12 protein-coding genes and 1 pseudogene are annotated in these 12442 nt (G+C 60.3%); 8 read left to right on the forward strand and 5 right to left on the reverse strand.

What is annotated here, in order from left to right:
• The first annotated feature begins 285 nt into the window (after positions 1-285).
• The 5 genes from HOP51_RS06855 (at position 286) to HOP51_RS06875 (ending at position 4217) form a co-directional block, all read left to right on the forward strand.
• A complete protein-coding gene (locus HOP51_RS06855) occupies positions 286-756 on the forward strand; it encodes a helix-turn-helix domain-containing protein (protein ID WP_234273196.1) in 471 nt (156 codons plus the stop codon).
• A gap of 158 nt (positions 757-914) precedes the next feature.
• Positions 915-1469 carry a cytochrome b gene (locus tag HOP51_RS06860; RefSeq protein ID WP_234273197.1) on the forward strand — a complete coding sequence of 185 codons (555 nt, stop codon included), beginning with the start codon at positions 915-917 and terminating at the stop codon, positions 1467-1469.
• A 39-nt stretch (positions 1470-1508) separates the two neighbouring features.
• Positions 1509-2093 (forward strand): YceI family protein, encoded by a 585-nt coding sequence (locus HOP51_RS06865; protein WP_234273198.1) that lies wholly within the window; start codon positions 1509-1511, stop codon positions 2091-2093.
• A gap of 202 nt (positions 2094-2295) precedes the next feature.
• Entirely contained in the window at positions 2296-3666 is a 1371-nt protein-coding gene (locus tag HOP51_RS06870; protein ID WP_234273199.1) for an MATE family efflux transporter, read from the forward strand.
• 80 nt (positions 3667-3746) lie between these two features.
• Positions 3747-4217, forward strand: a complete 471-nt coding sequence (locus HOP51_RS06875; RefSeq protein ID WP_234273200.1) for a periplasmic heavy metal sensor — start codon at positions 3747-3749, stop codon at positions 4215-4217.
• Positions 4218-4406: 189 nt separating this feature from the next.
• Here the strand turns inward: HOP51_RS06875 and HOP51_RS06880 are convergent, their stop codons facing one another.
• Positions 4407-5939: an NCS2 family permease gene (locus HOP51_RS06880; RefSeq protein WP_234273201.1), complete on the reverse strand. Its 1533-nt coding sequence runs from the start codon at positions 5937-5939 to the stop codon at positions 4407-4409.
• A gap of 199 nt (positions 5940-6138) precedes the next feature.
• Between HOP51_RS06880 and HOP51_RS06885 the strand changes: the two genes are divergently transcribed.
• Positions 6139-6885 carry a Crp/Fnr family transcriptional regulator gene (locus HOP51_RS06885; RefSeq protein WP_234273202.1) on the forward strand — a complete coding sequence of 249 codons (747 nt, stop codon included), beginning with the start codon at positions 6139-6141 and terminating at the stop codon, positions 6883-6885.
• 127 nt (positions 6886-7012) lie between these two features.
• Here the strand turns inward: HOP51_RS06885 and HOP51_RS06890 are convergent, their stop codons facing one another.
• Both HOP51_RS06890 and HOP51_RS06895 read right to left on the reverse strand, forming a co-directional pair.
• The gene (locus HOP51_RS06890) at positions 7013-8200 is read right to left on the reverse strand and encodes an amino acid aminotransferase (RefSeq protein ID WP_234273203.1); all 1188 of its coding nucleotides are present in this window, start codon (positions 8198-8200) and stop codon (positions 7013-7015) included.
• Positions 8201-8538, reverse strand: a pseudogene (locus HOP51_RS06895) (4a-hydroxytetrahydrobiopterin dehydratase).
• Positions 8539-8640: 102 nt separating this feature from the next.
• Here HOP51_RS06895 and HOP51_RS06900 point away from each other — a divergent pair.
• A complete protein-coding gene (locus tag HOP51_RS06900; protein WP_234273204.1) occupies positions 8641-9258 on the forward strand; it encodes a hypothetical protein in 618 nt (205 codons plus the stop codon).
• Positions 9259-9268: 10 nt separating this feature from the next.
• On the opposite strand, the gene HOP51_RS06905 is transcribed toward HOP51_RS06900, so the two are convergent.
• The gene (locus HOP51_RS06905; protein WP_234273205.1) at positions 9269-10177 is read right to left on the reverse strand and encodes a GGDEF domain-containing protein; all 909 of its coding nucleotides are present in this window, start codon (positions 10175-10177) and stop codon (positions 9269-9271) included.
• Positions 10178-10402: 225 nt separating this feature from the next.
• Positions 10403-11554 carry a cyclopropane fatty acyl phospholipid synthase gene (gene cfa / locus HOP51_RS06910; protein ID WP_234273206.1) on the reverse strand — a complete coding sequence of 384 codons (1152 nt, stop codon included), beginning with the start codon at positions 11552-11554 and terminating at the stop codon, positions 10403-10405.
• 185 nt (positions 11555-11739) lie between these two features.
• Between cfa and pyrF the strand changes: the two genes are divergently transcribed.
• Positions 11740-12441: an orotidine-5'-phosphate decarboxylase gene (gene pyrF, locus HOP51_RS06915; protein ID WP_234273207.1), complete on the forward strand. Its 702-nt coding sequence runs from the start codon at positions 11740-11742 to the stop codon at positions 12439-12441.
• Position 12442: the final 1 nt, after the last annotated feature.

Below are 12442 nucleotides of genomic sequence, written 5' to 3' on the forward strand. Positions count from 1 at the left end.
CTGTTTCGGAAAAAGAACACTCGGCGCCTCGGCATGGACCGGCCGCCACGAATGGTTCGCTTTCCATCACGTTTGTCTCCCTATGGGGCGTCGGGGTTGGAGGGCCTGCCTGTTATCGCTTCGATTTGGCGTGACATTAGGCGACGAACTTCGGCTCTCTACTCGTTGCAGGGAGCTTACGGCACAAATGGAGCGAATGTCAACACGTATGTGTCGATAATGCTCTTGTTCGCCATGTTTGTGTTGTTTTTGCAACGATTTGTTATTTGACTTTTAGGGAAAGCCATGGCGCGTCATGACCTTGAAATATCTAACATTTCCTCCAAGGAAGACCAGGTTGACGCGTTCGAAAAGCGCATGAACATAGCGATAAAGCGAGCAGGAGGCGCCACGATCATGTCGGAGAAGGCGGGGGTCTCCACCTCGGTTCTCAGAAAATGGCGGGCGGGACTATCTGAGCCAACCCTGAGCAGCTTGGTGAGAATGGCAAGGGCCGCGGGCCTCTCCGTGGAATGGCTCGCGACTGGCGAAGGCACCCCGGACGCCGGCCCGTCAGCAGGGCAACGGCTTATCGACCTGGAGACCCTGGAAGACGTCATCATCAGAACGCGACGGATCTCCGAGTACAAGAGCTTGGCCCTCAAGCCAGAGGCAGAAGCCCGAATCATCCGTCTCGTTTACGAATTCTCCATGCGGCAGGGGCAACCGATGGACGAGGTCAGTCTAAACAACATCATCGAGCTGGCTTCTCTGTAACGATAGCTACCGGCCGGTCAAGCACGATGAGCGGAATCTTGTCGCAGGTAGGTCGTATGCGGTTTCTAGAATGATCTGTTCGGCTTTTTTCAATAAAAACTGATGGTGCGTTGCGGTATGCTGCTCCATCGACGACGAAGTTCAACGGGAGCGATGAGATGTGGCGTAACACCCGATCAGGCTGGGGCCTAGTCAGCATCATCTTCCATTGGCTCAGTGCCCTGGTCATCGTCGGTCTGTTCGTGCTCGGCTGGTGGATGACCGACCTGGGGTATTTCGATCCCTGGTACAACCGTGCTCCGTGGTGGCATCGCTCCGTCGGCATGTTGCTGTTATTCGCGACTCTGCTGCGTATCGCCTGGCGCCTGTTCCAGCCGACCCCCGTGGCGCAGGGCAGCCGTCTGGAGCGGCTCGCGGCGCATCTGGGCCATATTGCCCTATATGTGCTGATGTTGACGGTCCTGCTGAGCGGTTACCTGATTTCCACTGCCCGCGGGCGTGGCATCAGCGTATTCGACTGGTTCGAGGTGCCGGCGCTGGTGAGTCACCTGCCCAACCAGGCGAGCATTGCCGGCGAGGTGCATTGGTATAGTGCGCTGGCCCTACTGTTGCTGGCCGCAGGCCATGCGCTGGCCGCCCTCAAGCATCATTTCCTCGATCGCCACGATATCTTCGTGCGAATGTTGAACCCGGCACGTACGCGTCGCCGTTGAACGTTAGCGCCTTCGAGCGCTTCAACCAAGGAGAGACTCATGTTCAAGAAAGCCGCACTCGCTACTGCCTTTGGCGCCGCTTCTCTGGCCGTGGCCGGTCAGGCCCTGGCCGACGACTACGTGGTGGATACCGAGGGGCAGCACGCCTTCGTCCAGTTCAAGATCAACCACCTTGGCTACTCCTACATTCTGGGTAACTTCGAAGAGTTCGAAGGCAATTTCCACTACGATCCCGAGAACCTCGAGGCATCAAGCGTGGAAATGGAGGTGCAGGTCAACAGCCTCAACACCAACCATGCCGAGCGTGATCGCCATTTCCTGAGCGATGATTTCCTCAGTGCCGACCAGTATCCGACCGCCACTTTCGTTTCCACTGGCTTCGAGCCGAGTGGAGACGGCGAAGGCGTGCTCACCGGTGATCTCACCCTGAAGGGAGAGACGCGTGAAATCGAGATGCCGGTAACCCTGATGGGAGAGGGCGAGGATCCGTGGGGCAACTACCGTGCCGGTTTCGAAGGTTCGACCACGCTGACACTTGCCGATTTCGGCATCGATATGAGCGATTTTCCTGAAATGATGCATGAGCTCGAACTCTACGTCACTTTCGAGGGCGTGCGTCAGTAACGAGTCCTGATCTTTAGCGAGGACACCCTCGGCCTGTGCCGAGGGTGTCCTGTTTTTGGGACGAGGCAGGTCAAGACCGTCTCAGACTCGAAGTGGTAGCCTAGCCTGCTGGGGCTGGTAAGTGCGCTCAATGGCTTGCGGGGCTGAGCGAGGGCGCGCTTTGACGTAGAATGCAGCTCCCCTACACTGATGGAGCCGCCGGATGCCTCCTGCCTCTGCCGCCACTTCCCTAGGCGCAACACTTTGGCGCCAGACTTGGCCGATGGCCATCGGTGTGCTGGCATTATTGGGCTTCCAACTGGTAGACAGCGCTTTTGTCGCTCGGCTGGGTACTGCGCCATTGGCGGCGCAGTCGTTCACCTTTCCGTTGAGCTTTCTCATCATTGGCGTTCAGGTTGGGCTCGGTATCGCTATCGCGGCGCTGATTTCCCGTGCTCTAGGGGCCGGCGAGACGCTGAGGGCCCGACGCCTGGGCTCGCTGGTATTGATGGTAGGCAGTGCGACCATTGCCTTGCTCGCCCTGGTGCTATGGTGGACCCAGGCGCCGATCTTCTCTCGTTTGGGGGCCGATGCGGTGACGCGAGCCCTGATCCGCGACTATTGGGCACCGCAGCTGTTCGCGGCTTGGTTGGGGGCGGTGCTCTATTTCGTCTACAGCCTCTTTCGCGCTCACGGCGATACGCGACTGCCCGGCAAGGTGATGGTAATGACGAGCCTGGTCAATCTGGTGCTCGATCCGCTACTGATTTTCGGCGTCGGTCCCTGGGAGGGGCTGGGGTTGCCCGGGGCGGCCTGGGCCACGACGATTGCTTTTGGTTGCGGGTTACTGATGGTCGTCAAGCGATTGCGGCGCAACGACTGGCTGGCACGGCGTGGACTCAAGCTGGAGCTTGCTGCTTCGCTGCCTCCCTTTGCAAGCATCGCCGGGCCAGCGATGATCAGCCAATTGATGCCGCCGCTAGCGTCGATGCTTGCCGTCTCGGTGGTGGCGGATATCGGGGGCTCCGCCGTGGCGGCCTGGGGCCTTGCAAGCCGTCTGGAGACGCTTGCCCTGGTCGTGGTGCTGGCCATGACCATGTCACTGCCGCCGTGGCTAGGGCGTTGCTACGGCGCCGGCGACTGGACTCAGATCAGGCGCCTGATCGGCTTGGCGTTGAAGGTCGTGGTGTTATGGCAACTGAGTCTGGGCATGGTGCTGGCATTGCTCTCGCCCTGGGCGGCGCATTTGTTGGCGGGGAGCCCCGAGGTTCGCGATGATCTAACGGTGCTGATCCGTTTCCTGCTGCCGAGCTATGCCGCACTTGGCGTCTGTATGCTGGTGGTCTCCGCCGGCAACGCGCTGGGTTGGCCACTGCGTGCCATGCTGATGTCGGCGGCACGACTCTTCCTCTGCTATCTTCCCGGCTTGTGGCTGGGGGCTTCGTTCGGTGGTCTTGCAGGACTCGCCATAGGGGCGGCGCTCGGTAACGTGCTGGCTGGCATGGCGGCCTGGCAGTTGATGCGCCGCATGCAAGCGCGGAGCGAAGCCGACGAGCACGGCGAGCCGAAACTTTTCTCTCGTGAGCGAACCTGACGATCGAATTGCTGTCAGGGTAGGACGTAGTGGACCGATAGACTCGGGCCATGAAAGTAACTCATGGAAGGGAGTAGGAAATGAAGCTCACCAAGTTTCTGGCAACGATCGTGTTCGCCCTGGGTGTTACAGGCGTAGCCGCTGCACAGCAGATGCAGGCTCCGCCTCAGGGCGATCAGGTGGATCAACTCGATCAGTTGCTCGACCTGGACGAGAATCAGCAGCAGGAGATCCGCAGCCTGCTGGACGAGGCCGAGCGTCAACTGACACCCAAGGAGCAGGAGGCCCAAGCGCTACAGGCGCGCCTGGGCGATTACGTTGGGCCCGACTTCGACGAGAACGCCATTCGGCAGGATGCGGCAAGGCTTGGCGATCTGACCGGTGAGATCACTGCCGAGACGGTGTTGCTGCAGTCACGTATCGAAGCGGTATTCACCGAGGAACAGCGCCAACGCCTGGACGATGCGATTGCCCAGCAGCAACAGCAGATGCAGGACCTGCAGGACCAGATGCAGCAGCAGGAAGGGCAACCCGCCCAGCCAGCACAGTAAGTCTAAGGATAGGAGGCGCTGTGAAGCTCGAGACACTGACCGCCAGTACGGTATTGATCTTTGCCGGTCTGGGGGACCTGGAAGCTGGAAGTACCCTTGAGACCAGCTGATCCGTTCCGAGCCCCCAATGTCAGTGCAAGAGCAATCGAGGGAAAGCGGGGGCGCCATGGCGCCCCCGAAGCGTTCGAATCAGTCGGCTGCGGGAGGGGCTGAGGTTGGACGCGACGATGATACGTGCGGCGCTGCGAGCTTCTCCTGCTGCCAGGCGAAGTAGAGGAACAGAGCACCCATCACCAGGTAGCCGAGGGTAAAATCCCAGGCGGCGTTGAAGGCTAGTTCCGGTGCGTGCATCAGGCCGACGAAGGAGAAGGCGGCCGCAACGCCGGCGAAGATGGCAGCACGACGGAATTGGTGATCGATGACCGAGACCGTCATGGCGCCGATGAAGATAGCCATGAACATCGCCCCCTGGCCCATGGCGACGATGCCGCCAGAGATATCCGCCACCACGTCGCCGGCTCCACGGTTGAATCGGGTCATCACGTAGTTGGCGAAATAGGGCAGCATGGCCAGAGCCACGGCAGGATAGTAGCGGGTGTCGTTGCTCTGGAAGGCGGTAGCGATCATCGACATGCCGACGAAGACCAGGATCGGTGCGACCACCGAAACGGGAATGATGGCTGCCAGCGCGGCAATGAGGCCGAACATGGTGGCAACGGCATAGACGGCGCCGTTGAGAATGCTGTAGCCGCGTCCCGCTCCCATCCATTTGGCACCCACGGTGGCGATATAGACGGTGGTGGGGAAGACGCCGCCGAACAGTGCACCGATCATGGTACCGGCCCCATCCACGGCCTGGCATTCGCGCACATCATACTTGTCGCCGGCGGCTTCCATCGCCTCGACGTTGTTCATTGTTTCGATGGCGTTATACAGCGTAATCGGCAGTACTACCGTGAGTACGGCCAGCATGCCGGTGAATAACAGCCCCAAGCCCTCGAACCAGGCGAGGTTGGGCAGCAGCGGATAGAACCCGAGATGGGTAAAGGCGTCGCTGAAACGCTCGCCGCCGGCATCACCGATCAGGTAAGCCATGGCGGTGCCGATGACGATGGCAAACAGCGAGGTTGGCAAGCGGAACGGCATGCTCACGCGGGCCACCAGGCCGACGATGATGATTGCCAATACCAGCAGGCCGATGACGGGCATTTCCAGTGTTTTGAACAGCATTTCACCAGCGATGAAGGTCAGCGCAACCCCCGCCACAGCCCCGAGCATGGCGGCTCGCGGCAGGTGGTACTGCACCCAGCGGCCTACCAGGCTGACGGCGGCTTCGATGGCGCCACTGATGAAGCAGGCTGCGACCGCTACTTTCCAGGCCAGCTCGGCATCGCCGGTGAGTTGCTTGGCAGGCAGCAGTACGCCGAACAGGAAGACGAACATCACGGGGGTGGAAATGCCGTAGGAGAGGGCCGTCACGTCGGTGCGGTTCTCTTTGCGCGCCAGGCGGGCTGCCGACCAGGCATAATAGAAATTGCCCACCATGACGGCGACCGCAGCGCCGGGCAGCACCTGGCCGAACACGATGGAGGCAGGAAAGCCCATGCCCAGCATGGTAATGGCAATGATGACGAAGTTCGCGATATTGTTCTGAAATAGTGCGAAGAAGGCGTCGGTATCCTCCTTCTTGTACCAAGGATAGTGCGCAGGGGAAGCCGCCATGGTAAGCCTCTTGTGTGTTGGGTTTGTAGTCAAGGCAAGGCCAGTTTGGCCATGACCTGACTGTTTGGTCAAGACTGCCTTTGTCGTATTGCCCGCGAGGCTACCAGGTCAGGGGAGTTGCCTCATAGTGGAAAGCCGCTGTGCTATTGCGCAGAGTGCGCATAGTGCACCCATGCAGCCAGCGTAGAGATGATACTCGATGAACCCAGACGAGAGTTGCATCGTCCGCCATTTCGATCAGTACTTCCGTCTCTCCGATGACGACAAGATGTTGCTGGTTCGACTGGAAGATAGCGTCTCCCCGGTCAAGGCGGGAACCTCTCTCTGGGGAGAACGGGACAAGGCTTATGAGTTCTGCACGCTCAAGCGTGGCTGGGCGTTCTCTTACCGTGACCTGGAGAACGGCTCGCGTCAGATCCTGGAGATCTACCTGCCTGGCGACATCGTCGGTCTGCGTGAATTCGCTTTTTCGCAGCGCCTGGCGGGGGTGCAGATGATCGAGGATGGCGAAGTCTGTTTCTTTCCCCATCGCCACCTCATCGACATCTTTCGCCGGTCGCTCACGCTTACCTCGATCATGTTCGCCATAAGCAGCCGTCAGCAGGTGATGATTACGGAGCGGTTGGTTAACCTGGCGCGTCGCAATGCGCGACAGAAGCTTGCCCATTTCCTGCTGGAGATGTGCCAGCGTATCAAGCAGACGCAGAGCGATGGTTGCGAGAGCTTTCGCTTGCCGCTGTCACAGGAACTCCTGGCCGATCTGCTGGGGCTGAGCCCGGTCCATATCAGCCGGACCTTTACCGCCTTGAATGAGGATGGCTTGGTCTTTCGGGATCGCCACAACGTAACGATACCGGACCTGGAGGCGTTGAAGCATGAGGCAGGGTTCGATGACCGCTATCTGATCGAGAACATGCGGCCGCTGTTTCATGAGGCCAATGTTTGAGCAATGCTGTCTGAGAAGTGCGTCTTTCCCGTCGCCTTTGAAGCTTGCCTCTCGCTTCATTTCTTTGGCCATACGCACGACGCCCCGGGCAGGAGCCCAGGGCGTCGTGTGACTGCCGAGAGTCGTCTCAGTTGACAGCGGCGATGGCTTTGGCCAGATAGGGCAGATTCGCGTGGGAGAAACCGGCCACGTTGGCCCGGCCCGAGCGCACCATGTAGATGCCGAACTCGTCACGCAGGCGGTCGACCTGCCCGGGCTGCAGGCCGGTATAGGAGAACATGCCGCGCTGTTCGGCCACGCAGGCGTACTTCTGGTCGAGTCCATATGGCTTCAGTGCCTCGACGAAATCGCGACGCAGGGTATTGATGCGGTCGCGCATTTCGGCAAGCTCTTCGCGCCACAGAGCAGCCAACTCGGCGGAATGAAGGATCTCGCAGACGATCGCACCACCGTGGGCCGGCGGGTTGGAGTAGTTCTCGCGCGCGACGATAGCCACCTGCGAGCGGACGTTCTCCATCTGCTCGTTGGTCTTGGCCACCATGATGAGACAGCCGGTGCGTTCGCAGTAGATACCGAAGTTCTTGGAGCAGGAACTGGTGATGATCACCTCGTCGAGGTTTTCGGCCAGCAGGCGCACGCCGTAGGCGTCTTCGTCGAGGCCTTCACCGAAGCCCTGGTAGGCGAAGTCGACCAACGGCAGCAGGCTGCGCTCACGCACCACCTCGAGGATCTGCTGCCACTGCTCACGATTCAGGTCGAAGCCGGTAGGGTTGTGGCAGCAGGCATGCAACACGATGACGTCACCGGCTGGGATCTGCTTGACGGCGGCCAGCATGCCGTCGAAATCGAGGCGATTCTCGGCATCGACGTAGGGATACTTGTGCAACTCGATACCAGCAGCCGTGAAGATGCCGTGGTGGTTCGGCCAAGTAGGGTTGCTTACCCAGATTCCCTTGCCGGGGAGCTGGGTACTGATGAAATCCGCTGCCAGTCGTAGAGCGCCGGTGCCGCCGGGGGATTGGGTCGCACTGGCGCGACCGGCTGCGAGCACCGGTGAGTTTTCACCCAGTACCATCGGCAGAACCACTTCGCCATACTCCGGCGCCCCGTGGGAGCCGATGTAGGTCTTGGTGGTCTCGTTCTTGAGCAGTAGGGCCTCGGCTTCCTTGACGGCGCGCATCACCGGGGTGTTGCCCTGGGCATCCTTGTAGACGCCGACGCCGAGATCGACCTTGTGAGGATTGGTATCCTTCTTGAAGGCCTCGATCAGGCCGAGGATGGCATCCCCGGGAACCCGCTCAATATGTTCGAACATTTATTTCGCTACCTCGTCGGTTCTGGCGGCAAGTATGAGTCGTTGCGATGCAGGCCCTTGATCTTGTGTGTCCACCAGTTCACGGTGGCCTTGCCCCATTCTGGCAACAGTGCTGGATGGTGGCTAGCGGTTTTCAGCCAGCCTGCCTACGCGATTGGTGAAGGCCAGGGCTTGGCGAAAATCGGCAAAGGTAAAGACCCGCTCCAGTTGCATGATGCCACTGCGTTCGACGATCTGCCACTCGGGAACTTCGGGTTTGAGCAGCTTGTCTCGGCCTCGGCGATGGTGGAATCTCTCCAGCGACAGGCGTCGCAGGACTGGCGTGAGAGCCGTGTCATCGTGCCTCGGTTGGCCCGGGGCTATGCTGGTCGGTGAGGCTGCTCGAACACTGACCCGGCGCATGTGAGGTCGAGAATGCGCGCTACGCATGGGGGAGTCCAATGCTTCATCAGAATAGCGCCGCCTTGCCGCTCTGGCTAAAACTGTTGTTCTCAGCCTGGATCCTTTTCTGGGCGCCCTCGTTTGCATTGATGCTAGGTGTGCAGAACTATTTCTGGCTATGTAACGTCGCCAGTTTCCTGATCCTCGTCGGGTTGTGGTGGGAAAGCCGTCTCCTGCTCTCGATGCAATGGCTCTCCGTGGCGTTGGTCGGTGCCTTTTGGACCTTGGACGTGGGGATCGCCTGGTTGACCGGAGTGCATCCCATCGGGGGCACGGAGTACATGTTCGACCCGGAACATCCCCCATTGGCCCGGGGGCTCTCACTCTATCATCTCATTCTGCCGCTGGTGGCGGGTTTTGCAATGGTAAGGCTGGGGTACGATCGGCTTGCCTTATGGTGGCAGACGGCGCTGACATGGTGGGTGCTGCTGCTTACCTTCCTGTTCGCTGAACCCGAGCGCAACATCAATTGGGTTCGGGGACCTTTCGGTGCTCCACAGGAAATCCTCGAACCGCTGCCATACCTGATCATGCTGGCCGTGGCCTGGCCGCTGCTGATCTACCTGCCGGTACACGGCGCCACGTGCTGGCTGCAGGGGCGTCGCCGGCTACGTTGAACGCCGCCTTTCAGGTGACGACCCTGTTACGGCCCTGGCGCTTGGCTGCATAGAGGCTGCGGTCGGCTCTGTCGATCAGCGCATCCCTCGGCTCGCCCAGGCGATATTCGGCCAAGCCGATACTCACTGTGACCTGACCATTGGCAATGGAGAAATCGTGATCGGCAATGGTGCGCCGGAGCCGCTCGGCCAAGGGTTGACTGGCGACCAGCGGCGTCTGCGGCAGGACCACGGCGAATTCTTCTCCGCCCAGGCGCCCGATGACGTCTTCCTCACGCAGCAGGTGCTGGCATAGGGTAGCGAATTCAGTCAGCACCTGATCGCCTTGAAGGTGGCCCCAGGTATCGTTGACGCGCTTGAAGTGGTCAAGGTCGATGAGCATCAGCGAAAGCGGGCTGCCGTGCCGATTGCTCTTGGCAATCTCTTCGTCGAGGCGTGCCATCAACCTGCGACGGTTGGCCAGGCCGGTCAGGTCATCGGTATCCGACAGCCGCCGCAGCCGTGCTTCTTCGGCCATCTGTTCGGTAATGTCGATCATCAGGCCATGCCAGAGCACGCCGATGGCTGAATCCTCGGGTTGGGCGCGTAGCGCGACCCAGCGGCAGCGTCTGCCCGACAGGCGAATGCGGAATTTCGTGGCGATAGGGATGCGCCAGCGAGCGGAGCGCTCGATGGCGGCCATTACCCGTGGATGGTCCTCTTCATCCAGGCGGTCGAGCATGTGACGAGCGTCCTGCCTCAGGGCATCGCGGTCGATTCCTGGCAGGCTGGTACCGCTTCCGGCGAGGAAGGGGAAGTGCATGTGCCCAGTGTGGTCACGATGAAACTGAAAGACGACGCCGGGCAGGCGTTCCGTGAAGTTACGCATGCTGATCGGCTCATTCAGCCCCCCTCCCGTCATGGCATTCTCTTCAGGCATGCGGGCGTCCCTTGTGGCCTGCGGCAGGCAGGCGCAATCCTGCTGTTGTTATGTAACGGCTCACGGCATTGCCATGGGCATGCAGGGGTTCAGCGGGAAGCTTCCTGCCACCAGAAGGGAGCCGTTGAAAGAATGACTAATATACGTAACGGTGCGTCAATCATCTAGCGAAGTATGTAAGATATTGTCTATGCCGCTTGTAAGACATAACCGTCATGAGGAAGTTCATCGCGGTGCGTCGTAGCGGGAACGTCTCCCGCGCGAGAAGACGACCTGCCAGAGTTGGATGTCGCGGGCGCGAAAGGCTCCCGCGCATACCGACAGGTAATAGCGGAACATTCGCTCGATGCGCTGGCTGTAGCGTTCGGCGATCTCGTGCCAGTGGGCATCGAAGTTGTCGCGCCAGGCCAGCAGGGTCCTGTCGTAGTCAGGGCCGAAATTGTGCCAGTCCTCCAGCAGCAGCAAACCCTCGCTGGCATCGGCGATATGACGTGCCGAGGGCAGAACCCCATTGGGGAAGATATAACGATCGATCCATGGATCGACGCTGATCTCGGAGCTGTTGGAGCCGATAGAATGCAGCAGGAAGAGACCATCCACGGCCAGCAGTCGTTCCACGGTCTGGAAATAGACCGCATAGTTGCGATGCCCCACGTGCTCGAACATGCCGATGGAGACGATGCGATCATAGCTCCCGCTGAGTTCGCGGTAGTCCTTGAGTTCGATCGTTACCGGCAGGCTGGCGCAACGTTCCCGAGCGAGTTCGGCCTGCTCCTTGGAGATGGTGATCCCGGTGACGGAGACTCCATAGTGGCGGGCAGCGTATTCTGCGAAGCTGCCCCAGCCGCAGCCGATATCGAGTACGTGCATGCCGGGGCGTAGCTCCAGCTTGCGGCAGGCCAGCTCGAGTTTGGCGAGCTGGGCTTCGTGAAGGGTCCTGGCCTCTTTCCAATACCCGCAGGAGTAGCACATGGTGGAGTCGAGCATGCGCTCGAACAGGTCGTTGCCCAGGTCGTAGTGCGCTTCACCGACGATATAGGCTCGGGCCTTGCTTTGTAGGTTGAGCAGGCCGGCCTGGAGGCGATACATGATACGGTCGGAAGGGGGGCGAGCCCGTTCACCGAGACCATGCTGGAGCAGCCGGCAGGCCATTTCGTCGATACGCTCGCACTCCCACCAGCCGTCCATGTAAGACTCTCCCAGCCCGAGCGAGCCTTGGCGCAGGATCCTCGAGCAGAAGTCAGGATGATAAATCTGTGGGTCCCAGGGGGCGTCGCCGTTGAGGGTCACGCCGGAGCCTTCCAGCAAGGAAGTCAGTACTCGCTGGGCTCGGGTGTCAGGCAGGACGATCGGGCCAATGCGTTGTTCGCTTGTCATGGAGTCCTCCCGGTCCATCGATTCAAGGCATGGTCGTTGAAGCCTGAACTGCTGGATGCGTCGTGCGTGCGTAAGCTGCCAAATAAAGCTTAGTTCAGAGGATAGTCCAGCCTGGAAAGAACGGTTAACCCATATCCTCGACTGGTATACTCAGGGCTTTCATTCCGCAGCCGGAGCTCGTCAACGTGTCTAGCGATTCGCCGCTGATCATTGCCCTGGATCACCCCTCCCTCGATGCCGCCTTGTGCCTGGCCGACCGGCTCGATCCCGAGCGCTGTCGCGTCAAGGTGGGCAAGGAGCTGTTCACCCGCAGTGGCCCGGAAGTGATCGAGGCACTCCATGGGCGAGGTTTTCAGGTTTTTCTCGATCTCAAGTTTCATGACATTCCCAATACCGTAGCTGGGGCCGTGCAGGCTGCTGCCGAGCAGGGCGTGTGGATGGTCAATGTGCATGCCGGCGGCGGCAGACGCATGATGGAGGCGGCACGCGAGCGGCTGGACCGTCATGGCCTGAGTACGCATCTGATTGCTGTCACCGTATTGACCAGCATGTCGGCGGAGGACCTCTCCGAGGTGGGCGTCACCGCAACGCCGGCCGAACATGTCGAACGTCTGGCCGTGCTGGCACATCAATGCGGTATGGATGGAGTCGTCTGTTCGGCGCAGGAGACAACCAGGCTGCGTGAGCTTTGCGGCGAGGCGTTCCTCAAGGTCACACCGGGTATCAGGCCGCGCTTCGCCGAGCAAGGCGATCAGCGTCGCGTAATGACGCCGGCCGAAGCAATGGCAGCGGGCAGCACGCATCTGGTCATTGGCCGGCCGATCACCCGGGCGGATGATCCCATGGCGGCATTGACGGCCATCGAGCAGGAACTCGCTGGAGGCTGAG

The organism is Billgrantia zhangzhouensis, assembly GCF_021404465.1.
GTDB lineage: Bacteria > Pseudomonadota > Gammaproteobacteria > Pseudomonadales > Halomonadaceae > Halomonas > Halomonas zhangzhouensis.